Raw genomic sequence first — 24801 nt, 5'->3', positions numbered from 1 at the left:
CCGGATGAAGATCAGCGCGCACGCCGTCGGGCGCATGGTCGGGACCTGGCAGGAGGGGCCCGGGCCGGCGCACCAGCGGCTCTCCGACCGGCTGCGGCTGCTGATCCTGGACGGGCGGCTCTGCCTGGGGGCGGCGCTGCCGGGCGAACGGGACCTGGCCACCGCGCTCGGTACGAGCAGGGCCACGGTCGGAGCCGCGTACCGCACGCTGGTGGACCACGGCTACCTGGAGACGCGGGAGCGTGCGAGGGCGACCGTACGGCTCCCGCACGAGGAGGCGCCCGCCGAGCGGCGCAGGGCCGGTACGGACGCGGAGGCGGAGGCCGTCGACCTCTCCTTCGCCGCGCCGCCCGCGCCCCCGGAGGTCCTGCACGCCGCTTTCGCGGCGGCCCTGGAGTGGCTGCCGCTCCACTTCGAGCGGCACGGGTACGACCGGTACGGCACCGCGGAGCTGCGCGAGGCGGTCGCGGGCTGGTACGGGCGCAGGGGGCTGCCCACCTCGCCCGATCACGTCATGATCACCAGCGGTGCGCAGCACGCGATCGGCCTGCTGGCGCGCACGCTGCTGTCGCCGCGCGACAAGGTGGTGATCGACCACCCCACCTATCCGCACGCGATCCGCTCGTTCGCCGAGGCGCGCGCCCGGCTCCTGCCGGTGGCGGTGGGGCCGTCGGGCTGGGACGTGCCGCAGCTCCTCGCGGCGGCGCGGTCCGCGCAAGTGGCGTACCTGATCCCGGATTTCCACAACCCGACGGGGATGTACATGCCCGCGGACGTACGCCGGAGCCTGCGGCCGGCCTGCCCCACGATCATCGACGAGACCCTGGCCGACCTGGGGCTGGACGGGGACGGGGGCCGGGAGGCGGAGCCCTTCGCCGCGACGCACCCCGCCGCCATCAGCATCGGCTCGGTGTCCAAGAGCATCTGGGGCGGCCTGCGCATCGGCTGGATCCGCGCCGTCCCCGCGCTGCTGGAGCGCGTCGCGCGGGCCCGCCCGGCGACGGATCTCGGTACCCCGGTGGTGGAACAGCTGGCCACGGCCGTGCTCCTGAACGGCGGTCAGACGCGGCGCCCCGAGGCGCTGCACCAACTGCGGGCGCAGCAGGACGCCTTGCTGGGGGCGCTGGCCGAGCATCTGCCGGAGGTCCACGCGCCGCGGGCGGCCGGCGGTGTGACGCTGTGGGCGCGGTTCCCGGAGCCGGTCGCCTCGCGGCTGGCGGCGATCGCGCCGGACCACGGGGTGACGATCGCGGCGGGTCCGCGGTTCGGGGTCGGCGGTGCGTTCGAGCGCCACGTCCGCCTGCCGTACACGCTCCCGGCCCCCCGCCTCACGGAGGCCGTCCGCCGCCTGGCCGCCGCCCATCGGGCCCTCACGGCGGGCGCCACCGGGGTCCACACCCCGGCGCCGGTGGCCTGAGCCGCGTTGGGCCGTGGCGGTGGCCGTCCCCGGCCGTTCGGGGGAACGGCGGCGATCCGGTCCGCCCCTTCGGCCCGGCGTGGTCATCGTCGACGCGACGAAAGAAGGTGGACGCGATGCCGCTGTACCTGTCGAGGTTCAGCTACACACCGGAGACCTGGGCGAGGCTGACGGCCCACCCCGAGGACCGCTCACAGGCGGCCAGGTCGTACATCGAGTCCGTCGGCGGGAAGCTGCACGGCTTCTGGTACGCCTTCGGCACGCACGACGGCTACAACCTCTGGGAGGCCCCGGACGACGTGTCCATGGCGGCGGTGGCCCTGGCGATCAGCGGGGGCGGCGCGCTCAGCTCGTTCGAGACGACCGTCCTCCTGAGCGTCGACGACACGCTGGCCGCCCTGCGCAAGGCCGAACGGATCCGGTACCGGCCCCCGGGCGCGTCCGAGACGCCGTGAGCCCGGCTGCCGGAGCCCTCTAGACCTTCACGGCAGCGAGGCGCGTGCCGCAGAGCGCGGTGAGGTCCTCGGGGTCGGAGGTGAGGACGGTGACCGGGCCCGGCGCCGCGAGTGCGGTGGCGGCCAGCATCGCGTCGATGGCGTACTTGTGCCCGTGCAGGCCGGCCTCGTGGAGCAGGGTGGTGGCGGCGTGGGCGATCTCCTCCGTGACGGGTTCGACCACCACCCGGGAGAGCGCCCACATGAGGGCCGGCATGTTGATCTTCGGGTGGATCACCTCGACGAGGGTGGCGGTGCTGGTGATGACGCGCATGTCGTCCGCGAGGGCGAGGGCGAGCCAGCGGGTGATCGTGCGGTCCCGCAGCACGGCCTTTGCGAGTCCCTCGCTGTCCAGCACGAGGGTGCCCCCGGGCTTGGTCGGCTTCGGCGTCATGCCACGTCCTTCTGCTCGGTGTCGCTTTCGGACTGCCCTCCGTGGGTGCGGCGGAATTCTTCCCGGGTCGCGTCGATCTCCTCCGCGGTGATCGGTCCGTGCTCCGCCTCCGCCACGGCGATGAGCTCTGCCAGGTTGTCCCGTTCGATCTGGCGGGCCACGGCGGCGGTGACGTAGGCGGAGAGGCCGGAGGGGCCGCTGCGGGCGCGAGCGGCCTCGGCGATGTCGCGGGGCATCGAGATGGAGTACTTCTGGGTGGCATCACTCATGCCACTCATGCTACTTCTGATGCTACCGCCGTGTTCGGCGTAGACGTACATGCGCATAGGCTCTCGGCATATGCAGGGGTTGGGGAGGCTTTTGCGTGCCGGTTCGCACGATGAGGTGATGGTTCGTGCGTCAGTCCGTGCTCAGGCGGGCGTGGAGGTGTTCGTCGTGCCAGCCGTCCGCGTGGAGGAGGGCGCCGCGCATGGTGCCCTCCAGGGGGTAGCCGGATTTCAGGGCGACCTGGCAGGAGGCCGGGTTGGCCGTGGAGTGGGTGATGCGCAAGCGGTGCAGGCCGAGTTCCCCGAAGGCCCAGCGGGTCAGGACGGTCAGGCCTTCGGTGGTGGCCCCGGCGCCGCGGCCGGCGGGGAGGAGCCAGTACATGAACTCCCCGCTGCCGCCGCGCAGGTCGATGTCGGCGAGGCCGATCAGGCCGACGGCGCAGCCGCCGTCCGCAGGCGCCAGGGCCCAGACCGCCGCGCGTTCGGCGTGCCAGCGCTCGCGCCAGCGGGCGATGCGGGTGACGGCCTGCTCCTCGGTGAGGAGGTCCGGGCGGTTCCAGTGCCGGATGTCCGGATCGGCGTACGCGGCCACGAGCGCGGGGGTGTCGTAGGGCTCCCAGGGGCGCAGGCGCAGCCCGCAGAGGAGGTCGTACGAGGGCTGGGCGAGGGAGGCCAGCCGGCCGGGCGGGACCACGGGCGGGATCACGGGTGGGACCACGGGTGGGATCGCGGGCGGCGTCGCGGGCGGTGTCGAGTCGGTCATCGGGTCATCATCAGGTGATCATCCGATCCGGTGATCGCCGGGCCGGTGCGGCCATTGGGGGGCGAGCACCCCGGCGGCCGTAACAACCGGCGAACACTTCATCACGGTAAGCGACATTTCGTCCCTTTCTTCCTAGTCTCACGTCCCGGTACCGAGTGACCGAACGAAATGGACGATGAGATGAGACGACGGCTTTCCGCGATCGCCGCGGCCGGTGTGGCCGCGATCCTCGCGCTGGGCGGCGGGACGACCGCGACCGCGACCGGGACCGCTACCGGGGCCACGAACCCGGACGGCGGCAAGGGCGGCAAGGGGCTGTGCGCGCCGGGCGTTCCGGTCGGGCCGGAGGGCGAGAAGTTCTACGACCCGCCGTCGCCGCTGCCCGAGGGGGAGCACGGTGACCTGATCTGGGCCCGCCGCGTCGACGCCCCCGACGGTGCCCGCGCCTGCCGGATCCTGTACCTCTCAACCCTGCAGACCGGCACCCGCGTCGCCGTCTCGGGCATCGTGGCCTGGCCCGACGCCCCCGCGCCGCGCAGCGGACGCAACGTGGTGGCCTGGGCGCACGGGACCGTGGGCGGCCCGCGCCAGTGCGCGCCCTCCGCGGTGCCGAACCCGGCGACCGACCTCGTCGGCTACTACACCTACGACAGCCCGTGGGGCATCGACGTCGGCGTGCCGGCGCTGACGCAGTTCCTCGATTCGGGCGACGTCGTGGTCGGTACGGACTACCAGGGTCTCGGCACCCCGGGCGTGCACCAGTACACGGTCGCCGTCACGGAGACGAACAACGTCCTGGACTCGGTCCGCGCGGCCCGCCAGATCCGCGACGCCCACGCGAACAGCAAGGCGGCCGTCCTGGGCTGGTCGCAGGGTGGCGGCGCGGCGGCGTTCATCGCCCAGAACTACAAGGCGTACACCCCGGAGACCGACCTGGTCGGCATCGCGGCGCTGGCGCCGGCCGCCAACCTGGGCCCGGACTTCCGCGGCCTGGTGCGGTCCGGCCCGACGTCCCCGACCGCGCCCTCCCACAACGCGGCGCTGCGCGTCAACGTCTACCGGGGCTTCCTCGCGGCCTACCCCTCGCTGAAGGCCGAGGACGTGCTGAAGCCGGCCGGGCTGGAGGCGCTGCGCGGTGACGGGGTGATGTGCATCGAGCACCTCGCCGACGTGATCCAGGAGAACGTGGGCAACGCGGGGCAGCTGGACACGCTGTTCCAGCCGCTGACGGTGGTGCCGGAGGTCTGGCACGAGCGCTTCCACGAGAACACCCCGGGCTACGTGACCTCGGTGGCGCCGATCCTGGTGATGCAGGGCACGGCCGACACGGTCATCAACCCGTACTCCACCGACGAGTACGTGAAGCGGGCCTGCCGCTTCGGCAAGCCGGTCGAGTACACGAAGTACCAGGGGGCGACGCACCAGACGATCCCCAACGTCGCGGAGCCGGAGTACCTGAGCTGGATCGCGGACCGCTTCGCGGGCCGCCCGGCACCGTCCAACTGCGCCTGACGGGCAGCGGCGTCGAGCACTGAATGAAGGCTCCCGGCCGGTGGACCACACCGGCCGGGAGCCTTCGTACGTGGAGGCCGGTCCTCAGCGGCCCACGGGGACGGGCGCCGCGTCCGCCACGGGCCCGGCGGGCGCCGCCGGTGCGGCCTCGGGGGCCGTCCGCGTGTCCGGGTCCGAGTTGAACTCGGTCAGCATCTGCCGGGTGAAGCCGAAGAAGTAGGTGGCGGCGAAGCCCACGAGGTAGCCGACGGCCAGGCCGCCCGCGTAGATCGCGATGGTCATCCCCATGCCCGACTTGCCGTCGAGGAGGGGGAAGAGGGCCCAGCCCGAGGGGCCGATCGCGGTGGAGCCGAAGGCGGTGCCGAGCTGGTTGAAGAGGCCCACGAAGGCTCCGCCCGCGGCGCCGCCGATGCAGGCGGTGACGAAGGGGCGGCCCAGGGGGAGGGAGACGCCGTAGATGAGGGGTTCGCCCACGCCCAGGAAGCCGGCCGGGAGGGCGGACTTGATGGTGGCGCGGATCGAGCGGTTGCGGGGGAGCTTGTAGTAGACGGCGATGGCCGCGCCGACCTGGCCCGCGCCCGCCATGGCGAGGATGGGGAGCAGGACCGTATAGCCCGTCTGCTCGATCAGGGTGGTGTGGATGGGGATCAGGGCCTGGTGCAGGCCCAGCATGACCAGCGGGAGGAAGAGTCCGCCGAGGACCAGGCCCGCGAAGGCGCCGCCGGTGGCGAGCAGCCAGGTGGCGAAGGTGCCGATGGCGGAGGAGACCTCACCGGCGACGAACATCAGGCCGAAGATGGTGACGAGGCCGGTGATCAGGACGGTCAGGGTGGGGGTGACCAGGACGTCCAGCGCCTCCGGGACCCACTTGCGGCACCACTTCTCCACCTGGACGGCGAGCAGCGCGGCCGCCAGTGCGCCGAGTACGCCGCCCTGGCCTGGGGAGAGCTGCTGGCCGAAGGCGTCGATCTTCGCGACGCCGGGGAAGACGATGATCGCGGCGACCGCACCGCCGAGGATGGCGGTGCCGCCGAACTCCTTGGCCGTGTTGTAGCCGACGAAGACCGCGATCAGGGACATGAACCCGCTCGCCATCGCGGCGAGCGCCGGGACCACGGCCGGCACCCAGCCCATGTTGGTGAGGAACCCGTTCAGTCCGGCGATGATGCCGCAGCCGATCAGGGCGGGGATCAGCGGGACGAAGATGTTCGCGATGCGGCGCAGGAACAGTTTGAAGGGGGTGGAGTTCTTCGCCTTCTGGGCGTTCTTGATGGCCGCGCCCTGGGCCGCGAGTTCGTCGGCGGTGTGACCGGTGCCGGCGGGGGCCGGGGCGTCGGCCGCCGGCGCGGCCGAGCGGCCCTCCGCGACCAGGGCCTCGAACTCGGGGGTGACGCGGGCGACGGTGCCCGGTCCCAGCACGATCTGGTACGTGTCGTCCTCGACGACGCCCATCACGGCGGGGAGGGCCTTGAGGGCCTCGTCCTGGACCAGGGAGCGGTCGCGCAGGGTGATCCGCAGGCGGGTCATGCAGTGCGCGATGGATACGACGTTGTCCGGACCGCCGACCAGAGGAAGGATCGCGGCGGCTGTGGCGCGGTTCTTGTCAGTGGACATGTTGGTGTTCGCCTTGCTGGTTGGGGGTCAGCGGGGGAGCTGGCGGGCGGGGGGCTAGCGGGTGGGGGTCTGCGCGAGGGCGTCCCGGAGGTGCCCCTTGGAGGCGGTGAGCAGTTCGCCGGCCGTGGAGCCGTCGACCCCGCCGAGGATGACGAGGATGGCCTGCTTGACCTCGCCGTCGGACGCGGTGAGCGCGGCCTCGATCTCGGCGTCGGGGGCGCCGGTGGCCAGCGAGACGATGCGGCGGGCGCGGGCGCGCAGCTTCTCGTTGGAGGAGCGCATGTCGACCATCAGGTTTCCGTACGTCTTGCCGAGCCGGATCATCGTGAGGGTCGAGATGAGGTTGAGTACGAGCTTCTGCGCGGTGCCGGCCTTCAAGCGGGTGGAGCCGGTGAGGAGTTCGGGGCCGACGACGACCTCGATGCCGTGGTCGGCGGCCGCGGCGAGCGCGGAGCCGGCGTTGCAGGACAGGCCGACGGTGAGCGCGCCGCGCTCCCGGGCGAACTCGACGGCGCCGATCGCGTACGGGGTGCGGCCGGAGGCGGAGATCCCGATGACGGTGTCGTCGGCGGTCAGGGCCAGCGCGGTCAGGTCCTCGGCGGCCAGTTCCCTGGAGTCCTCGGCGCCTTCGACGGCCTTGACCATGGCGGAGGGGCCGCCCGCGATCAGGCCGACGACCTCGGAGGGGTCGGTGTTGAAGGTGGGCGGGCACTCGCTGGCGTCCAGTACGCCCATCCGCCCGGCGGTACCGGCGCCCGCGTAGATCAGGCGCCCGCCGCGGGCCATCCGCTCGGCGATCCCGTCGATGGCGGCGGCGATCGTCTCCAGCTCGCCGGCGACGGCGGCCGGGACGGTGGCGTCCTCGGCGTTCATCAGGCGGGCGATCTCCAGGGTGGGCAGCCGGTCGATCTCGGCCAGTTCGGGGCGGAAGGCCTCGGTGGTCAAGGTGGCGAGCTGGGCGCGGAGTTCGGCGTACGCGGTCATGGGCTTCGGCTCCTGAGGTACTGGCTGCTTGCTACTGGCTGCTGCGGCTAGCGGGCGGTGCTGCCCCGCTGGGTGGTGGGTACGGGGGTGTGGTGGCGGGGCGCGAGCGCCTCGTACGAGGCCGCGAGCGCGGGTGCCGCGGTCTCGTAGGTCTGCTGGGCGACGCCCACGAACAGGCAGTCGACGACGAGGAGCTGGCTGGTCCGGCTCGACATGGCCGCCGGGCGCAGCTGGGTCTCGCGGGCGGCGGAGGTGGCCAGCACGAGGTCGGCGTAGTGGACGACGGGGGAGCCCGCGCGGGCCGTGAGCGCGATGGTGGTGGCCCCGCGCTCGAAGGCGGTCCGCAGCGGCTCGATGACGTCGCCGGTGCCGCCGGAGTGCGTGACGGCGACGGCGACGTCGCCGGGGCGCAGCAGCACGGCGGTGGTGACGGCCAGGTGCGGGTCGTTGTGGGCGTGGGCGATCAGGCCGATGCGCGACAGCTTCTGCGCGAGGTCCTGGGCGACGAGGCCGGAGGCGCCGACGCCGTAGATCTCGATGCGGCGGGCGGCCGCGAGGGCGGCGACGGCCGAGCCGAGGGCGGCGACGTCGAGTCCGGCGGCGGTGTCGGCGAGGGTCTGCGCCTCCTCCTGGGCCAGTTTGGCGACCACGTCGGCGAGGGAGTCGTCGACGGCTATGTCCACGGTGACGGCGGGGGCCGCGCCGGATTCCTGCTGGGCGGCGAGCGCGGCGAGCGCGAGGCGCAGGTCGCGGTAGCCGGCGTAGCCGAGGAGGCGGGCGGTGCGGACGACGGTGGCCTCACTGGTGCCGGTGCGGGCGGCGAGGTCGGTGACGGTGAGCGCGGCGCATCCGGCGGGGTCCTCGGCGACGGTCTCGGCGACGGCCTGCATGGAGCGGGTCATCGAGGGGCCGAGACTGCGGACGCGGGCCCGCAGGGCGGCGGGGGCGGGGACGGGGGCGGGTGCGCTTGCGCCCGCCCCGCCGCTGAAGGTTTCTTTCACGTTCTCGCTCACCCTTGAAACTTATTTTCAGAGGGGTGGGAACGTCAAGGCACCACAAGTCACCGAAGAAAGAGGACCTTCGCCACCGGGCCGGTCCGGGTCCACAATGTGTCCATGGACCACGCGACCCCCCCACCCCCTCTTGAGCAGGCGCTGCACGCCGCACGCGCCCTGGTACTCGCCGATCTCGTCGCGGGCGATGTCGCCGAGGCCTATGTCGTCTCCCTCGTCGAGGACGCGGTCACGCACCGCCGGTGGTGGGTGGAGCAGTGGCCGGAGGGCGTCGACTACCTCGCCGGACTCGTCGCCCAGGACGTGAAGGACGCGCTGCTGGAGAAGCACGGGCGCTGGCCGCTGTGCCCGGTCTGCAACCACGGCGAGCCGCACGCGCTGGACGTGGAGCCCGAGCTCGGCCCGGACCCGATGTGGGTGTGCTCGGAGGCCGGCGTGCGGGTGGCGCCGGTGGGCGGCCTCGGACCGGTCCTCGGCGGCCCCGGCAGCGGCCCTGGCTTCGGCGAATGAGCCGCCGGTGACGGTGTACATCGACCCGCCCGACTGGCCGGGGCACGGCCGCATGTGGTCGCACCTGGTCAGCGACGCCTCGTTCGAGGAACTGCACGCCTTCGCGGAGTCGATCGGCTGCCCGCCCAAGGCCTTCGAACGCGACCACTACGACGTCCCGGAGCAGCGCTACGCGGACGCGGTGGCCGCAGGCGCGGTGGAGATCGGCAGCAAGGAGCTGGTCCGCAGGATCACGGCCGCCGGGCTGCGCCGGCCCAAGGGGCGGCCGGCGGCGTAGCGGGTCGGCCGGGAGCGCTGTCAGTGGCGCTGGGTAGCCTGCGGCGGTGACAGAGACGATCATCGGCGACCGCCGCTTCCCGCCCGCCCTGGCCGACGTGTCCCGGGTCGCCTTCGACTACCGGGTCTTCGGCCAGGACGGGACCGGCGGTCTCGCCGCGCTCTGGTGCGTCCGGCCGGGGTTGCCGCTCGCCGGGCAGCCCGTGGTGTTCATGGGCTCCGAGGGCGAGGTCGGTGTGGTGGCCGGGAACCTGTCCGACTTCCTGTGGGTGCTGGCGGACGGCCTCGGGCCGCTCGAAGCGGCCCTGTACCCGGACCGGGAAGCCCGCCCGGACGCCGCCCTGTCCGAGCTCGCCCTGCGGCACGCGGCGACCCCGCACAGGCCCGCCCGCGAGATCCTCGCCGAGGCGCGGGCGGAGTTCCCGACCTTCGAGGACGACCTCTTCGCGCTCTGCCGCTGAGCGGCGGCCGTCAGACCTTCTCGGTCACGTCCGACGGGGTCGGAACCGGGGACGGGGTCGAGGTGGCCACCACGCGCGTCGGGCGGGCCGCGCGGGACCCCGTACGCCGGTCCAGGCGGAGGGCTGCGAGGCCCAGGGCGATCGCGGTGACGGTCATCGCGCCGCCCGCCCAGGCGGTGGCGGAGTAGCCGTACCCGGCGTCGATGACGGTGCCGCCGAGCCAGGGGCCGCCGGTGTTGCCCAGGTTGAACGCGGCCGTGGTGGTCGCGCCGGCCAGGGTGGGGGCGGCGCCCGCGACGTTGAACATGCGGGCGTTGAGCGCCGGCGCGGTGAAGAACGCCGAGAAGCCGATCAGGAAGGAGAGGGCGATCGCGGCCGCCGCCGTGGAGGCCAGCAGGGCCAGCACCGCCAGGAAGACGGTGGAGGCGGTGATGCCCCACAGCATCACCCCGAACAGGTGCGCGTCGGCGATCCGCCCGCCCAGCACGGTGCCCACCAGCGCGCCGATGCCGAAGAGGCCGAGGATCCAGGGGACCCACTGCGAGTCGAGCCCGGCCACGTCCGTGAGCAGCGGGGACAGGTAGCTGAAGGCGCAGAAGACGCCGCCCGCGGCGAGCGCGGTGACGCCGATCGACAGCCACACCTGCCGGTCGCGGTAGATGCGCAGCTCGCGCGCGAGCGTCGGCTTCTCGGCGGGCAGCGGGATCCGGGGGATCAGCGCGAGGATGCCGACCAGCGCGACGGCGGAGGCCGCGCCCACCGCCCAGAACGCGGAGCGCCAGCCGAGGTGCTCACCGAGGAACGCGCCGGCCGGGACGCCGAGGACGTTGGCGATGGAGAGGCCGCCGATCATGACGGCCATCGCGCGGGCCCGCTGGTGCTGCTCGACCATGGCGATGGCCACGGCGGCGCCGACCGCCCAGAAGCCGGCGCAGGCGAGCGCGGAGACGATGCGGGAGGCGAAGAGCAGCTCGTAGGAGGGGGCCAGCGCGCCCGCGACCTGCCCGAGGCCGAAGAGGCTGATCAGCGAGAGCAGCGTGGTGCGCCGGGGCAGCCGCAGCGTGGCGACGGCGAGCAGCGGCGCACCGACGACCATGCCGATCGCGAAGGCGGATATGAGCAGGCCCGCCTGGGGGATGGTGACGCCCATGTCCTCGGCGATGGGTGGCAGCAGCCCGGAGAGCATGAACTCGCTGGTGCCGAGTGCGAAGACGGAGAGGCCGAGGATGTAGACGGCGACGGGCATACGGGTGCGTTCGGCTGAGGCTGCGGGCATGAACTACAACAACCGGAGCGAAGGGGCTCACATTCCCGCGAATCGTGTCAGGTACGTGAACTCGTTCCGTGAGCTCAGTTCTGCGAACTCAGTTCCGCGAGCTCAGTTCCGCGAGCTCGGCGGCCAGGTTGGCGCGGGCCGGGGCCTCCCAGTGCGCGGCCCCGTACGCGGTGCGGAAGAGGCGGGGCAGCTCCAGCAGCTGGCGCAGTACGGCGGCGCGGCCCTCGCGGAAGGCCTCGTCGGGGACGAAGCCGTACTCGGCGCGCACGGCGGCCGCGTAGGCGGCGTACTCGTGCGGCGTGCCCGCGAGGACGCCCAGGTCGGCGTCGCAGAGCAGCTCGCCGTTGGCGTCGCCGGGGGCGGGGTCGTGGGTGATCGTGAGCCGGACGAGGCGGGCCACCTCGGCGGTGCGGGCCCCGTCGATGCCGAGCTCGGGCAGGGCCCGCTCGGCGAGGGCGGCGCTGCGCTCCTCGTTCTCGGAGCGGTCGGGGCGGTAGACGGCGTCGTGGAACCAGGCGGCGAGGTCCACGGAGGGGCGGTCGGTTGCTTCCTCGTCCGCTCCTTCCGCCTCCGCCGCCAGTACGTCGATGCGTGCGAGTACGTCGGCCAGGTGCGCGGTGGTGTGGTACCTGCGCTGCGGCTCCGCCCAGGCGGTGAGGAGGCGGTCGGCGTAGGGGGCGGGGTCGCGGTCGGGGGCGGCTCCGGCGGCGGCGGTGGTGGCGTGCCAGCGCGCGCGGAGGTCCTGCTCGCGCTGCGTGTCGGAAGTCATGGCGGATGTCATGCGCACATTGTGGTGGTGGCGTGATTGTGCTGGTGGAGGGTGGGCGGAGGCCCGTACCCTGGATATTGGACTAGACCTATTTTCCAATGCGGGACGAAGGATGGGATTACATGAGCAACCGTGCGCTCCTGGAGGTGATCGCCCTCGACGTGGAGGACGCGGTCGCGGCCCAGGCCGGTGGGGCGGACCGACTCGAACTGGTCACCGACATGGCCGCCGACGGGCTCACCCCGCCGCGCGAGACCTTCGCGGCGATCCGGGCGGCGGTCGACATCCGGCTGCGCGTGATGCTCCGGAAGGCCGACGGCTTCTCGGCGGGCTCCGCGCAGGACGTGGAACGCCTGGTGGAGGAGGCGCGGGCGCTGCGTGCGGAGGGGGCGGAGGAGTTCGTGCTGGGCTTCCTGAACCCCGACGGCAGTCCCGACCTGACCGCCGTGGAGGCGGTCGTGGCGGAACTCGGCGGCTGCGGGTGGACCTTCCACCGCGCGATCGACCGCGCGGCGGACCGGGACCAGCTCCGCAAGGCGGTCTCGGATCTGCCCGGGCTCGACACCTACCTGACCGCGGGGGCGGCGGGCGGGGTCGACGAGGGCCTGCCGACGCTGCTGGAGGAGGCGGCGAAGTCCGGCACCGCCGGGTACGAGCCGCGGATCCTGGTCGGCGGCGGGCTTACGCTCGCCCACCTCCCGGTGCTGCGCGAGGCGGGCATCGACGCCTTCCACATCGGCAGCGCGGCGAGGCCCTCCGGGTGGGACCGGCCGGTGTCCGCGGCGGCGGTGACGTCCTGGCGGACGTCCCTGAGCTAGCCCGCGGCGGGGCCCCTGCGGTGGCGGGGCTGGGGGGTTACCTGCGCGGCGGGTTGGCTGCGTTGGGGGGCCGGTGCCGGGGGCGGGGTGGGGTGTCGGCCTGGACTGCATGATTTAGGCGCCCTGTCCCCGACGTTCGACAGTTGTGGCTTTCTTGTGCGCCACAAATCACGCTTTACGTCCCGGCCGACACCCCACCCCGCCCCCGTCCCCGGCCCTGGCCCCGCAGCCCCCGACCCTGCCCGGGGGACAGTTCAGTCCCGGCCGGGGTTTGGGTTTTTCAGCCGTCCGGCGTTTGAGGACCGGGTCCGGGCTGGCCCGGGGAACGGTGGAAGGGCGGGTAGGGGACAAGCCCCGCAGGGCCGACCCAGCCGCGCCCCGCGCAGCGGCAAGGGGCGCAGCGGGGGCTTCGCCCCGCAGGGCCGAGCCGGCCGTGCCCCGCGCAGCGGCTGGCGTCAGGGGGCGGTGGTGGTCAGGGGCTGCGGGAGAGGGCTTGTGTGGAGGACCGTGAGGCCAGAGACGGCTCGGGTCAGGCAGACGTAGAGGCGGCGCAGGCCCGTGCGTTCGTCGGGTTCGCCCGCGACGACCTCCGCCGGCTCGTGGAGGACCACGTAGTCGTACTCCAGACCCTTCGCGAGGGACGCCGGCACCAGCGTCAGGCGGGACTCCGCAGTCGTCTCCTGGCCCGGCGAGAGGTAGGGCAGGCCCGCCGCGAGCAGGGCCTCCGCCAGCTCCGGGATCCGCGCGTCCGCCGCGATCAGCCCGATCGACCCCTCGTGCACGAGAGAGGCCCGGCAGGCCGCGATCACCGCCGCCGGGAGGTCGGAGGGAACCTCCGAGACGATCAGCGAGCCCGGGGTCTCGCGGACCGAGGAGACCGGTGACAGGCCCGGTGAGATCGTCGGCAGCAGCCGCGAGGCGTAGGCGATCACCTCGCGCGGCACGCGGAAGCCCGCCGTCAGTTCCTCCAGCACCGCGCCCGGCTTGCCCAGGTGCCCCAGCGCCTCGTCCCAGCTGCGCGTCGCCCACGGGGTCGTGCCCTGCGCGAGGTCCCCGAGCACCGTCGCGGAGCCGGTCGTGCAGCGCCGGCCCACCGCCCGGTACTGCATCGGGGACAGGTCCTGCGCCTCGTCGATGACGACATGGCCGAGCGAGTGCGTGCGCTCCACCAGGTCGGTCGTCTCGTCGATGAGGACCAGGTCCGCCGCGGACCACTTCACCGATTTCACGCTGCGCGCCGGCTTCGCCCAGAGGAGCAGCGACTGCTCGTGCGGAGAGAGGATTCCGTCCGCGTGCTCCGCGAGGAATTCCGCGTCGGAGAGGAGGCGCAGTACCAGCTTCGCCGGTTCCACCAGCGGCCACACCGCCTTGACCACGGCCTTCACGGCGGGATTGCGCGCCACCGCGTCCTGGACCCGGTCGTCCGGCGCCTCGCCCGCCTGCTCCATGCGGACGAGGACCGCGTGTGCGATCCGCTGCGGGAGGGCGTCGCGGGCGGCGCCGTAGCGGATGTCGCGGTTCTGGAGTTCGGCGACGATCTCGGCGATCTCGTACGCGGGCACCCGCCAGCGGCGCGATCCGCGGACCACCATCAGGGGTTCGACGGGCTCCGACACGTGCGAGTGGACCGCGCGGCGCAGTACCTCCGCCATCCGGGCGTCGCCCTTGACCACGGCGGTTTCGGCGGCGTCCGCTCCGCGTACCTCCAGGTCCGCGCGGGTGACCAGATCCTCGACCGTGGCCTGCTTCACCTCGAGCTCGCCGAGGGCGGGCAGGACCTGCTCGATGTAGTGCAGGAAGGAACGGTTCGGCCCGATGACCAGGGTGCCGGTACGGGCGAGGCGGTCGCGGTGCGCGTAGAGGAGGTACGCGACACGGTGCAGGCCGACGGCCGTCTTGCCGGTGCCGGGGCCGCCCTGCACGCAGACGGAGCCCGACAGGCCGGAGCGGACGATCTCGTCCTGCTCGGGCTGGATCGTCGCCACGATGTCGCGCATGGGGCCGACGCGCGGGCGCTCGATCTCCTGCTGGAGCAGCTTGCTGACGGCCGCCGCCTCGGCGGGGTCGGAGAGGTGCTCGTCCTCGTACGCCGTCAGCTCGCCGCCCGTGTAACCGAAGCGGCGGCGCAGCCCGATGTCCTGCGGGTCGTTCTTGGAGGCGCGGTAGAAGGGCTGGGAGACCGGTGCGCGCCAGTCGATCACCATCGGATCGCCGCCGGCGTCGTGGACGTGGCGGCGGCCGATGTAGAACTGCTCGCCCTCCGCGCCCTCGGCGAGCTCCGCGCCGGGCGCATGCAGGTAGTTGAGGCGGCCGAAGAAGAGCGGGGTGTGGGCGAGGTCGGCCAGCGCCTTGATCCGGTCGTCGATCTGGGCCTGGAGGACGATCGCGTTGACCCAGTTCGCGGTGACGTCGCGGATGTCGAGGTTCTCGACGTCCTCGCGCATCGCGCGGAGTGCGGACCGGGAGGCGGCGAGGTGGGCGCGCTCGCGGCCCAGGGGGTCGGTGGCGGCCTCGCCGGATGCTGATGCGGCGTCGGGGTCTGTGACGTGGGCGTGCGCGGGCACGGAACTGCCTCCATCTGCTGAGGACCTGCGTGATGCGGGCGGACGGGCCCGCCGGTTTCCGAGCGGCGGGCGGCGCTCCCGATGGCGCGGCGGGAGGCGGCAAGAGCGGAGATTCTAGTCCTCGCGAGGGCGCTGCGCGAATGGATTGAAGGGGGTCGAAAGTCCTTCGGGGCGGTGACCCCGTACGGGGGGTGTTCGGTCCGTGTCCTCCTTCGGGCAGAGCCCGTAGGGGGAGGCATGGGCCGGGAGGAGGATGCCGGGGACCTGGAGGTTCAGCCCTCAGGGCGATGTGACGAGCCGGTCGAAAGCGGACCATGGATACATGAGCACCGCAACCTTCACTCCGGTCCAGGGTCGCCGCCCTCGCGGCGCCACCGCCACCTCCGACTCCCGCCGCCCCCGCCACAGCGCCGGCAGCGTCCTGCGCGCCGCCAAGGTCTTCGCGGCGACCGCCGTGAGCGTCGTCGTCCTCGGTGAATACGCCGAGGACGCGGGCGTCATACGCCGCTGAGGCCCGGCCGCCCGCGGTCGGCCCGACGGCTTCGCGCGGGTCCCGGGGCGTTGATCCACTAGGGTCGCGCCGTGATCCGGAGTTCCGAGCCCAGTCGCTCTGCGTCGCCCCGCGCCGGAGAGGTGCTCGCGGGCCTGCTCCTCGTGCTCGGCGTGCTCTGCGTCGCCCTGCGCATCCCGGTGGCCGAAGCCCTCGCCCCTGGGCTCTCCGCCGCCGAGTGGAGCCCGCCCGCCGCGTATCCGCCCTTCGCGGCCATCCTCTTCGCCCCGGCCGCCTGGCTGCCGACCGGCGTACTGAAGGCCGTCCTGGTGTGGGGCAGCGCCGGGCTGTTCGCCCTGCTGGTCCTGCTGTCGTGCCGGCTGGCGGGGCTGCGGGCCCGGCCGGGCGCCGTGCTGGCCGCCACCGTGGCCGGGCTGTGGCTGGAGCCGCTGTTCCAGACCCCGCTGTCCGGCCAGATCGCCCTGGCGGCGGCCTGCCTCGTCCTGTGGGACCTGCACCGGCCGCGCGGCGCCCTCGGCAGGGGCTTCGCGCTGGGCGCGGCCGCCGGGATCACCCTGACCCCGGCGCTGCTGATCCCGTACCTCCTGCTGACCGGCCAGGTCAGGGCCGGGCTGACCGCGCTGGGCGCCTTCGCGGGCGCCGGCCTGCTCGGCCGGCTGGTCCTTCCGGGTGCCTCCGCCGAGTTCTGGTCCCGGCACCCGCCCACGGGCGGCCGCTCGCTCCTGCTGGACCGGCCCCACCTGTGGGTCTGGACGGTCCCGCTGCTCACGGCCCTGCTCGCCGCCGCCCTGCGCCGGCGCTCACGCGTCCGGCAGCAGGCTGTCCGCGCCGTCGAAGACCCGCAGCACCACGAGCGGCAGCCGGCCGCGCCGCCCGTCAGCCGTCGGCCAGCAGCTCGTCCGCGTCCATGATCCGGTAGGCGTAGCCCTGTTCGGCCAGGAAGCGCTGGCGGTGCGCGGCGAAGTCCTGGTCGATGGTGTCGCGCGCCACGACCGAGTAGAAGCGCGCCTCGTGGCCGTCCGCCTTCGGGCGCAGGACGCGGCCCAGGCGCTGTGCCTCCTCCTGGCGGGAGCCGAAGGTGCCGGACACCTGGATGGCGACCGTGGCCTCGGGCAGGTCGATGGAGAAGTTCGCGACCTTCGAGACGACCAGCACGCTGATCTCGCCCTCGCGGAAGGCGTTGAAGAGCTTCTCGCGCTGCGCGTTGGAGGTCTCGCCCTTGATGACGGGCGCGTCGAGGTGCTCGCCGAGCTCGTCGAGCTGGTCGATGTACTGCCCGATGACCAGCGTCTGCTCACCCGCGTGCTTGCGCACCAGCGCCTCGGTGACCTTCCGCTTGGTGGCGGTGGTCGCGCAGAAGCGGTACTTCTCCTCCGTCTCGGCGGTCGCGTAGGCGAGGCGCTCCGAGTCGGTGAGGTTCACGCGGACCTCGACGCAGTCGGCCGGGGCGATGTAGCCCTGCGCCTCGATCTCCTTCCACGGGGCGTCGAACCGCTTGGGCCCGATCAGCGAGAACACGTCCGACTCGCGGCCGTCCTCGCGCACCAGCGTCGCGGTCAGGCCGAGGCGGCGGCGCGCCTGGAGGTCGGCGGTGAACTTGAACACCGGGGCCGGCAGCAGGTGCACCTCGTCGTAGAGGATCAGGCCCCAGTCCCGGGAGTCGAAGAGCTCCAGGTGCGGGTAGATGCCCTTCCGCTTCGTCGTCAGGACCTGGTACGTGGCGATCGTGACGGGCCGGATCTCCTTGCGCGTGCCGGAGTACTCGCCGATCTCCTCCTCCGTCAGCGAGGTCCGCTTGATCAGCTCGCTCTTCCACTGGCGGGCGGAGACGGTGTTCGTGACCAGGATCAGCGTGGTCGCCTTGGCCTTGGCCATCGCACCGGCGCCGACCAGCGTCTTCCCGGCGCCGCAGGGCAGCACGACCACGCCGGAGCCGCCGTGCCAGAAGCCCTCGACGGCCTGCTGCTGGTAGGGGCGCAGTGCCCAGCCGGTCTCGTCCAGCTCGATCGGGTGCGCTTCGCCGTCCACGTACCCGGCGAGGTCCTCGGCGGGCCAGCCCAGCTTGAGCAGGGTCTGCTTGATCTGCCCGCGCTCGGAGGGGTGCACGGCCACGGTGTCGGCGTCGAGGCGCGCGCCGACCAGCGGGGCGATCCGCTTCGACCGCAGGATCTCCTCCAGCACCGGCCGGTCGGTGCTGGTCAGGACCAGTCCGTGGACGGGGTGCTTGGAGAGGGTCAGCCGGCCGTAGCGGGCCATGGTCTCGGCGACGTCGACGAGCAGCGCGTGCGGGACGGGGTAGCGGGAGAACTCCACGAGCGCGTCCACGACCTGCTCGGCGTCGTGCCCGGCGGCCCGCGCGTTCCACAGCCCCAGCGGCGTGATCCGGTACGTGTGGATGTGCTCGGGAGCGCGCTCCAGCTCGGCGAAGGGCGCGATGGCGCGCCGCGCGGCCGCGGAGAGCTCGTGGTCGATCTCCAGGAGGAGGGTCTTGTCGCTCTGGACGATCAGGCAGGACACGCATACCTCCGAGGTTAGGATCATCCCGTGACAGACAGCACACCCGCCATGGCTCGGGCTTTGCCCCGTGCCAGACGCTCTAAGGGCGTCTCGGCAAGTGCGCCGGGAATGCGCGCTGCCATCTACGTACGACTTTCACGCGAAACTGAAGAGTCTACATCGCCCGAGCGTCAGCGGGCTGCCTGCGAGGCGTTGTGCCAGGCCAGAGGCTGGAACGTCGTTGCAGTAGAAGAAGACATCGACGTGTCCGGATATTCCCGTGGGCTGGACCGCCCGGGGCTGCAACGGGTCCTTTCCCGTCTCGCTGAGTTCGACGTGATCGTGTTCTTCAAGATCGACCGACTGGCCCGGTCCACCGTGGACTTCGCCGAGATCATGAAGATCACGCAGAGTGCGAGCGTGGCCCTGGCGTCGGCGAGCGAACCGCTGGACCTCACGTCGTCCATGGGGCGTGCCATGGCGAAGGTGATCGCGGTCTTCGCGGAACTGGAGTCGGACACCATAGGCATGCGCGTCTCCAGCGCCCATGAGCACCTGCGCCGGGAAGGGCGCTACACGGGCGGCAGAGTGCCGTACGGCTACCGGGTGGTCCCGAACCCCGACGGGGCGGGGAAGGTCCTGGAGATCAACCCTGAGGAAGCCGAGACGATTCACGGGATCGTGGAACGTGTGCTCAACAAGGACTCACTCCTGAAGATCGCATCGGACCTCACCGCGTCGGACAAGCCGTCGCCCGGCCACTCGTCCCGCCAGACCACGGGAAAGCGCAGCGACTCGAAGCAGTGGTACACGTCCTCACTGCGCAGTCTGCTGACCAACCCGCAGTTGCTGGGGCAGGTGATCGAGGACGGCAAGCCGATCCTCATGACGGACGGCCTTCCGCTGGTCAACCGCACGCCGATCCTGGACATGGACACCTGGCAGGCGTTGCAGGACGAGTTGAGCCGGCGGGCGAACCCCGGTGACCGGCGGAGGGAAGGCACGTCGCTGCTGCGCGGGATCGTCTACTGCGCGGTGTGCCAGAACCGCATGTATACGTACATCGCGAAGGGGCGGACCCGGTACCGGTGCATCGGCCGGTTGAAGGCACGGCAGTCCGGTGTGGAGAACGGCTGCTACGGCGTGAGCATCGCCGGTGAGGGCATGGAGCAGTACGTCACGGACAGGTTCCTCGCGGCGTTCGGTGCGTTCCCCGTGGTGCGCATGGTGGAGCACGCCGGGGAGGACTTCCGCCCGCAGATCAGGCAGGCGCGCGAAGCGCTGGAAGAGCTGGAGAAGGACCGCTACGACCGTGGCCTCTTCAAGGGCGAGGAAGGATCGGCACGGTACGCGGTGCAGTACGCCAAGCTGGAAGAGCGGTTGGCGTCGCTCAACGAGAAGCAACGCACCGCCAAGCCTGCGGGCGTTGAGGAGATCCCGACGGGCCGTACGCACGGCGAACTGTGGAAGGACGCGGACACGGCGGGCAAGCGTGACCTGCTGCTGAACGCCGGCGCCTACGTCGAAGTCGGCATGTCTCGTAAGGGCGGCCCGAGGCTCGACACGTCCCGCCTGGCGGTCCACTTCGGTGAGGACGGCGAGATCCGCCGTGCGGACGCCGATGGCAAGGACGTTGAGGCTGTCATCCAACAGGCCGTGGCGCGGGACCTGGAGCTGTTCTAGACCCGCCTGGGCGCCGTTCACGGCTCGTCGCTGGGGAAACCTGGGGGCGGGCCGTTCGGCGTTCCTGGGGTCCCGTGGCGTTCCAGGGAATCCGGTGGAGGGCGTCAGCCCGCGTGCATACAGTCGGGCGTCCGGATTCGGTGGCGTTTTCGTCGGGGGGATGACGAACTGACGTTGCCGGGGTGTGGTTCATGTGCGCCTCCTTTGCTTCTTTGCTGTCGGTTCCGCTGTGGGCTCTACCCCTTGCGGTTGCTGGCCTGCGGAGGGATGTCCGTGGGCTTTCATGATCAACAAAAATGACTAGGGGTGGGGTTGTGTCTGCGCTGGAGGAGACGCGCGCGACGTGTTCGGAGTGTCTTGGGGAGCGCCCCCGTGACGCCCGTGCCACGTGCGGCGCGCCGCTGTGTGTGGAGTCGGCACGGTTGCAGACGGCCGCTCGCAGGGCCCGTGAAGCGGTGCGCGCTGCTGTGGGCCCTCCACGGTGCTATCGCTGCGATCAGCCGCACGGCCGTGAGGCGTGGGCGCGGTATTGCGAGTGGTGTGCCGAGGAAGTGGAGGAGTCGCGACGTGCTGACCGCAAGAAGGAGGCGGAGGCGCGAAGGGAGCTGGAGGGGCGCAGGCCGTGTCGGGGGCCGAAGTGCTCGCACCTGGTGGGTGTGTCTCGGGGTCCCGCCCGGCTGTACTGCTCGGATGCGTGTAGTCGGGCAGCTGAGTACATCCGTAAGCGCGCCCGGACCAAGCCTGATCCGGTCCCCTGTCGGCGCTGTGGCACGCCGGTGGTCCTCAAGTTCCGTGACGGGGTGTGCCGGTCATGCCAGAACGTGCAGCGCACGGTGGCTCGTCGGGTGACGCTCCAGCGCAAGGTGCGTGCTGCTCACGGGGGTGCGGGGTGCTTCCACTGCGCGGCTCCGCTGCCTGAGGGTGGGGTGATTGACCACGTGAGGCCGATATCGCGGGGTGGCCTGTCGCAGGTGGCCAATATGCGTGTGGTCTGCGTGCTGTGCAACTCGTCCAAGAAGGATCAACTAATGGACGAGTGGTCTCCGCAGCGCTCGTTGCGCAATGTCCCTGGCGGGCTATCCTGAGTCCGTCCGGGTAAGTAGGCTCAAATTTGCCGAGGTGTAGCTCCATTAGTCGAGCAAATATCTGGCCTTCTTGGGCCAATCGAGTACCTTTCCTCGGCAGGTCAGCCGGAATTTCCCGTCGTCTCCTGCGAGTCGCGTCAAATTAGCAGACAAATCGTCACATGAATTGGTGCCAAAAGGGTCCGGGATTAGTATCGAGTATTGATCCATGCGTACTAGTACTGACTCCAGCCCTGCGGGCTTCTCAACTACAAGGATCTGGCGGGTGCCGGGTGTCGTCTCTGGGTGTATGGCAACAAGCTTGGGGAGGGACTTGGAGGCTGGAGTTGCGAGCTGTGCTCGAATCGGGTCAAGGGTGGATTGCATTATGTAGCGAAAGCCTAGGGCGGCAAACGCTGCCAAGTATGCGGATCGTACCCAAGAGATATCTGCGAGATGGGGGGTGAATTTCTCTCGCAGTTGAATCCTTGTGCTTCCACCGGTTGTGGCTAGTGCGTCCTCATAGGCCTTAACGGCGTCCGGGTGGTTCTGCTTGGTAATGCCTTGAATGAACAGTGATTCACCTACGCGAGTGACCTCTCCGCGCAAAGGTGCTCCATCTGAGTACATGGTTGCGGGAAGAGGGCGCCCTACCTGCACGCCGCTGATGAATCCGTGCAAGCGATGCCGGGTGAGAGCATGGATATCGAAGTGGTGGCCGGCGGAGTTATTGCATGGCTTGCAGGTCAACACGATCCCCGATCCGCCCAGGCGGCGAGGTACATGCTCTTCAGTCAGTATTTCGACTGCCAGGGCTTCCTTCGGGTAGGCGACCAAACAGCATGGGCACATGTAGAAGTCACCCTCGGGCAGCTTGCTCTCGATTGCCAGGGCGGCAAGCGCATCACGCAGCTTGGGGGCACCTTCGTTGAACCAGCGCTCACGCCTGTCCATTGCGGCAGTATGACCGTTGATTGACGGTACGTCTCAACCTTTGATGTACCTGACTGTTCTGGCAGGGCGACAGGAGGGGCAGGGGGGTGCCCCCAAGGGTGGACCGGCTGATCGGCAGCGAGAAAAAATGCTTGCATGGCTCATCTACGTGTTTCGGTGGATGCGCGCCCGAAGGGAGCGGTCACGCTCTCGCGACTGCCTTCGTTTGCGCGGGGGTTGCCGTGTGTGACCGCCGATGGCCCGTCCATCAAACGATGGTTTGTGAGACGGTCGCGCCGACGCCCCTGGGGGCTCCGAATGACGTTCAAAACCCGTCTCAAAACCTACCTGAAACCCATGGTGTTGTGAGACGAGTTCTGAGACGATGTGGTCATGAATACGAACACGGGACACCTCATCGGATATGCGCGGGTCAGCACGGACGACCAGGAAGCTCAGCTCCAGCACGACGCGCTTGCGGCAGCCGGTTGCACGCGGGTCTTCACGGACAAGGCGAGCGGGAAGAACACCGACCGCCCGGAGCTTGCCGCCGTTCTCGACTACGTGCGCCCCGGGGACATCCTGTGCGTGTGGAAGCTGGACCGGTTCGCTCGCTCGCTGATCGACCTGGTGAACATGGTGGATGCTCTCGCTGCCCGTGGAGTTGGCTTCAAGGTGCTGACGGGTGCGCTGGCGTCGATCGACCCGAACACCCCTGACGGGCGGCTCATGCTTCAGGTGGTGGGCGCCATGGCGGAGTTCGAACGCAGCTTGATCAAGGACCGGACGCGTGCGGGTCTGGACGCTGCCAGGGCTCAGGGGCGCGTGGGGGGCCGTCCGGCGGTGATGGACGCTGACAAGCTCGCTGCGGCTAAGGCTCGTAAGGCTCAGGGCGAGAGCGTCACGGCCATTGCGAAGGCGCTCAAGGTGTCCCGCGCGACGCTGTACCGGGCGCTGTCTGACGCCGAGTAGTCCGCTCCGTTCCGAGAGACCGTCTGCCCTCGCTGGTAGGCGGTCTCTCGCATGTCCGGCCGGGAGGGAGGGCGCGAGCAAAGTTCGGGCGGAACGTGGGTCGGCGATCCCGGCTCAAGCTCGGAACGCGCACGCTGGGTGCAAGCCCGTTTCCCTGCCCCCATGGGTCGCTGACCTGCGGGAATGCTTGTGCGGCGGGGTGAGAACGACCCAGTTAAGGGGTGGGGAGTGCCCTCTTGGTGGGTGGATACGGGACCGCAACGTGATGGCAGGCCGTTCCAGGTACGGGTTCCAGAGTCGCTCGGATCTCAGTCGGCGAATGACTCCGGCGCTGATGTGGCCGTTAGCCCAGGGACGCCAGAGCTGTCGCCACCAGGGAACGGGCCGGAGCTCCCCGGACGGCTCCCTGCGAAAGCCCTTCGAATGCTCGGGTGTACAGCTCGACCTGGCTGGGCTGGGTGAGGGTGGAGGCCGCGTCAAGGGTGTCCGCGTGCACTCTGACCCCGTCGAAGATCGTGAACGTCGGCATGGGCCACACGGTCCGGCGCTCCGAGAAGGGCACGATGCCGACGGCGACATTCGGAAGGTCCATGACACCGAGCAGGTGGCCGAGCTGCGCCGCCATGGTTTCGGCACTGCACTGCCGGTACCGCAACACCGACTCCTCCAGGACGAACGAGAACTGGTGCGCCCCGCTGCTGAGTACCGCATTGCGCCTCATCCGTGCCGCCACTGCCTCGGTCACATCGTCCGGGGTTCCCCGGAAGGTCGCGATGGAGGCGAGCAGCGCGGCGGCATACCCGGGCGTCTGGAGGAACCCCGGGATCACGTCGGAGACATAAACGCGGAACACGCGGGTCTGCTGGTACAGGTCTCCTGCGGATTCCTGGAGGCGGCGGAGGCCGGTCCGTTGGAGGCGTCTCCATTGGACGTGTGCGTCTGCCGACTGCCGGTTTGCCGCGATCAGGTCGGGTGTCTGATCGCTGGCGTCACAGGCCCGGCACCAGGCCTTGATGTCCGCGTCCGAGGGAGGCGTCTTGGCGTTCTCGATGCGTGATGACTTCGACTCGGACCAAGCGCACCTGACGGCCAGCTCCCGCCCGCTGATCCCCGCGTCCTTCCGGATGTCGCGCAGACGGCCCGCCAAGTTCTCGCGGGCCTTCTGGACGCTGGAAGAGGGGTGTGGGGGCAAGGAGCCGGCCTTCGTCAGATCTCGTACAGGTGATGCGGGACGGCGCGCTCCCAGACCTCCTGGAAGGCGCTGGAGCACAGCTTCATGGTCTTCGGGTCGTCGGTGATCTCGTCCTCCACCACGACACCGTCACCGGAGAAGTGGTGCACTCGGAGCAACGTCCCGTCGAAGAGCCAGAAGTCGTTCCCCGGGAGGGGGATGTCCGTGGCTCGGCGCCGGGGGAGCCACCGGACTTGCTCACCTGCCGTGACGTTGGCGTGGGTGACGTAGTGCTCCCACCGGATGTACTCCGAAACGGGCTCGGAGACGACGCGCACTCTGCGGATCGCCACGCCCCGGGCCACGGTGTCCGAGATCAACTGGTCGTACGGGTGCCACCAGGAGGCCCGGTCGTCCCACTCGATCCGTTCGCCGCGCTGCCATGCCGCGAACCGATCGGTCGGAGCGTAGGAATCACGCAGTTCCAGGTGGACGGCGGACCGGCGGCACCGGCCAAGGAGCTCAGCGAAGCTGGGCACGCTCGACGGCATCGCACGCCTCCCTGATCAGCGGAATCATCCGGGCGGGAATCCTGACGATGGCTTCGGTCTCGGGCACCGGGCCGTTCGCGGGGCTGCTCGCCTCGCATTCCGCCTGAGTGTCCTGGCTCGGCTTCCAGCCCTGCAACAGGATCTCCTGGGCGTCGGTGTCGGCCCACACGGTGGGGCAGTGGTCCCGGTCGGTGTTCGGGTCGATTCCGACGAACTCTACGGCCATGGCGGGCTCCCTGGTCTAGGTGCTTGCTCGGGCTTGCACGACCTTCTCTGAACTGCGCCTTGG

At 71.0% G+C, this 24801-nt stretch carries 26 protein-coding genes; 13 read left to right on the top strand and 13 right to left on the bottom strand.

The genetic code is table 11. The annotated features are described in order from the left end of the window. Window positions 1–4 precede the first annotated feature (4 nt). Window positions 5–1417 (top strand): PLP-dependent aminotransferase family protein, encoded by a 1413-nt coding sequence (locus tag OG435_RS21205; RefSeq protein WP_266878744.1) that lies wholly within the window; start codon window positions 5–7, stop codon window positions 1415–1417. A gap of 116 nt (window positions 1418–1533) precedes the next feature. Continuing rightward, a complete protein-coding gene (locus OG435_RS21200; RefSeq protein WP_266878743.1) occupies window positions 1534–1872 on the top strand; it encodes a GYD domain-containing protein in 339 nt (112 codons plus the stop codon). A gap of 19 nt (window positions 1873–1891) precedes the next feature. On the opposite strand, the gene OG435_RS21195 is transcribed toward OG435_RS21200, so the two are convergent. From OG435_RS21195 to OG435_RS21185, 3 genes are all read right to left on the bottom strand, one after another. Then, window positions 1892–2305, bottom strand: a complete 414-nt coding sequence (locus tag OG435_RS21195; RefSeq protein ID WP_266878742.1) for a PIN domain-containing protein — start codon at window positions 2303–2305, stop codon at window positions 1892–1894. Beyond that, window positions 2302–2574: a CopG family transcriptional regulator gene (locus OG435_RS21190; RefSeq protein ID WP_266878741.1), complete on the bottom strand. Its 273-nt coding sequence runs from the start codon at window positions 2572–2574 to the stop codon at window positions 2302–2304. Before OG435_RS21190 ends, OG435_RS21195 begins: the two co-directional genes overlap by 4 nt. Window positions 2575–2704: 130 nt before the next feature. After that, on the bottom strand, window positions 2705–3334 hold the full coding sequence (locus OG435_RS21185) for a GNAT family N-acetyltransferase (RefSeq protein WP_266878740.1): 630 nt from the start codon (window positions 3332–3334) through the stop codon (window positions 2705–2707). Window positions 3335–3514: 180 nt separating this feature from the next. Between OG435_RS21185 and OG435_RS21180 the strand changes: the two genes are divergently transcribed. After that, window positions 3515–4846 carry a lipase family protein gene (locus OG435_RS21180; protein ID WP_266878739.1) on the top strand — a complete coding sequence of 444 codons (1332 nt, stop codon included), beginning with the start codon at window positions 3515–3517 and terminating at the stop codon, window positions 4844–4846. 84 nt (window positions 4847–4930) lie between these two features. Here OG435_RS21180 and OG435_RS21175 read toward each other — a convergent pair whose 3' ends face one another. Genes OG435_RS21175 through OG435_RS21165 form a run of 3 tightly spaced genes read right to left on the bottom strand, consistent with a single transcriptional unit; the run spans window position 4931 to window position 8457 of the window. Then, complete coding sequence (locus OG435_RS21175; RefSeq protein ID WP_266878738.1) at window positions 4931–6460, bottom strand: PTS transporter subunit EIIC; 1530 nt, start codon at window positions 6458–6460, stop codon at window positions 4931–4933. A gap of 54 nt (window positions 6461–6514) precedes the next feature. Beyond that, window positions 6515–7444, bottom strand: coding sequence for an N-acetylmuramic acid 6-phosphate etherase (murQ, locus tag OG435_RS21170; protein ID WP_266878737.1), 930 nt, complete (start codon window positions 7442–7444; stop codon window positions 6515–6517). A gap of 47 nt (window positions 7445–7491) precedes the next feature. Further along, on the bottom strand, window positions 7492–8457 hold the full coding sequence (locus OG435_RS21165) for a MurR/RpiR family transcriptional regulator (protein WP_266878736.1): 966 nt from the start codon (window positions 8455–8457) through the stop codon (window positions 7492–7494). Between the two features lie 102 nt (window positions 8458–8559). Between OG435_RS21165 and OG435_RS21160 the strand changes: the two genes are divergently transcribed. From OG435_RS21160 to OG435_RS21150, 3 genes are read left to right on the top strand one after another with little or no spacing between them, the layout of a single operon-like run. Further along, window positions 8560–8967: a hypothetical protein gene (locus tag OG435_RS21160; RefSeq protein WP_266878735.1), complete on the top strand. Its 408-nt coding sequence runs from the start codon at window positions 8560–8562 to the stop codon at window positions 8965–8967. A gap of 7 nt (window positions 8968–8974) precedes the next feature. Next, window positions 8975–9244: a DUF4031 domain-containing protein gene (locus tag OG435_RS21155; RefSeq protein ID WP_266878734.1), complete on the top strand. Its 270-nt coding sequence runs from the start codon at window positions 8975–8977 to the stop codon at window positions 9242–9244. Between the two features lie 46 nt (window positions 9245–9290). Beyond that, window positions 9291–9704, top strand: coding sequence for an SMI1/KNR4 family protein (locus OG435_RS21150; RefSeq protein ID WP_266878733.1), 414 nt, complete (start codon window positions 9291–9293; stop codon window positions 9702–9704). Between the two features lie 10 nt (window positions 9705–9714). Here OG435_RS21150 and OG435_RS21145 read toward each other — a convergent pair whose 3' ends face one another. Continuing rightward, the gene (locus tag OG435_RS21145) at window positions 9715–10950 is read right to left on the bottom strand and encodes a Cmx/CmrA family chloramphenicol efflux MFS transporter (RefSeq protein WP_266881948.1); all 1236 of its coding nucleotides are present in this window, start codon (window positions 10948–10950) and stop codon (window positions 9715–9717) included. A 118-nt stretch (window positions 10951–11068) separates the two neighbouring features. Next, window positions 11069–11761, bottom strand: coding sequence for an HD domain-containing protein (locus OG435_RS21140; protein ID WP_266878732.1), 693 nt, complete (start codon window positions 11759–11761; stop codon window positions 11069–11071). A gap of 110 nt (window positions 11762–11871) precedes the next feature. On the opposite strand from OG435_RS21140, the gene OG435_RS21135 reads away from it, so the two are divergent. Continuing rightward, entirely contained in the window at window positions 11872–12567 is a 696-nt protein-coding gene (locus OG435_RS21135) for a copper homeostasis protein CutC (protein ID WP_266878731.1), read from the top strand. A gap of 455 nt (window positions 12568–13022) precedes the next feature. Here OG435_RS21135 and OG435_RS21130 read toward each other — a convergent pair whose 3' ends face one another. After that, a complete protein-coding gene (locus OG435_RS21130; protein WP_430625666.1) occupies window positions 13023–15131 on the bottom strand; it encodes a HelD family protein in 2109 nt (702 codons plus the stop codon). Between the two features lie 322 nt (window positions 15132–15453). Here OG435_RS21130 and OG435_RS21125 point away from each other — a divergent pair, with 322 nt between their 5' ends. Together OG435_RS21125 and OG435_RS21120 are read left to right on the top strand one after the other, a co-directional pair. After that, window positions 15454–15642: a hypothetical protein gene (locus OG435_RS21125; protein ID WP_266878730.1), complete on the top strand. Its 189-nt coding sequence runs from the start codon at window positions 15454–15456 to the stop codon at window positions 15640–15642. Window positions 15643–15713: 71 nt separating this feature from the next. Next, entirely contained in the window at window positions 15714–16553 is an 840-nt protein-coding gene (locus OG435_RS21120) for a glycosyltransferase family 87 protein (RefSeq protein ID WP_266878729.1), read from the top strand. Here OG435_RS21120 and OG435_RS21115 read toward each other — a convergent pair. After that, window positions 16519–18159: a DNA repair helicase XPB gene (locus OG435_RS21115; RefSeq protein WP_266878728.1), complete on the bottom strand. Its 1641-nt coding sequence runs from the start codon at window positions 18157–18159 to the stop codon at window positions 16519–16521. The two genes, OG435_RS21120 and OG435_RS21115, sit on opposite strands and share 35 nt — an antisense overlap. A gap of 27 nt (window positions 18160–18186) precedes the next feature. On the opposite strand from OG435_RS21115, the gene OG435_RS21110 reads away from it, so the two are divergent. The 4 genes from OG435_RS21110 to OG435_RS21100 all read left to right on the top strand — a co-directional run bounded on the left by OG435_RS21110 (window position 18187) and on the right by OG435_RS21100 (window position 22790). Further along, window positions 18187–19821 (top strand): recombinase family protein, encoded by a 1635-nt coding sequence (locus OG435_RS21110; RefSeq protein WP_266878727.1) that lies wholly within the window; start codon window positions 18187–18189, stop codon window positions 19819–19821. Window positions 19822–20117: 296 nt separating this feature from the next. Next, a complete protein-coding gene (locus OG435_RS50365) occupies window positions 20118–20906 on the top strand; it encodes an HNH endonuclease (protein WP_353962780.1) in 789 nt (262 codons plus the stop codon). Between the two features lie 678 nt (window positions 20907–21584). Beyond that, entirely contained in the window at window positions 21585–21863 is a 279-nt protein-coding gene (locus OG435_RS21105; RefSeq protein WP_266878726.1) for a hypothetical protein, read from the top strand. 348 nt (window positions 21864–22211) lie between these two features. Then, the gene (locus OG435_RS21100) at window positions 22212–22790 is read left to right on the top strand and encodes a recombinase family protein (RefSeq protein ID WP_266878725.1); all 579 of its coding nucleotides are present in this window, start codon (window positions 22212–22214) and stop codon (window positions 22788–22790) included. Between the two features lie 343 nt (window positions 22791–23133). Here OG435_RS21100 and OG435_RS21095 read toward each other — a convergent pair whose 3' ends face one another. From OG435_RS21095 to OG435_RS21085, 3 genes are read right to left on the bottom strand one after another with little or no spacing between them, the layout of a single operon-like run. Then, window positions 23134–23982, bottom strand: coding sequence for a helix-turn-helix domain-containing protein (locus OG435_RS21095; RefSeq protein ID WP_266878724.1), 849 nt, complete (start codon window positions 23980–23982; stop codon window positions 23134–23136). A gap of 14 nt (window positions 23983–23996) precedes the next feature. Next, on the bottom strand, window positions 23997–24512 hold the full coding sequence (locus OG435_RS21090) for a DUF6879 family protein (protein ID WP_266878723.1): 516 nt from the start codon (window positions 24510–24512) through the stop codon (window positions 23997–23999). Next, window positions 24484–24738 carry a hypothetical protein gene (locus tag OG435_RS21085; RefSeq protein ID WP_266878722.1) on the bottom strand — a complete coding sequence of 85 codons (255 nt, stop codon included), beginning with the start codon at window positions 24736–24738 and terminating at the stop codon, window positions 24484–24486. The genes OG435_RS21090 and OG435_RS21085 overlap by 29 nt, the downstream gene beginning before the upstream one ends. Between the last annotated feature and the right edge of the window lie 63 nt (window positions 24739–24801).

This window comes from Streptomyces sp. NBC_01264, from assembly GCF_026340675.1.
Classification (GTDB): Bacteria; Actinomycetota; Actinomycetes; order Streptomycetales; family Streptomycetaceae; genus Streptomyces.
Note: the sequence above shows the minus strand (reverse complement) of the source record. Positions and strands in the feature narration are given on the sequence as shown.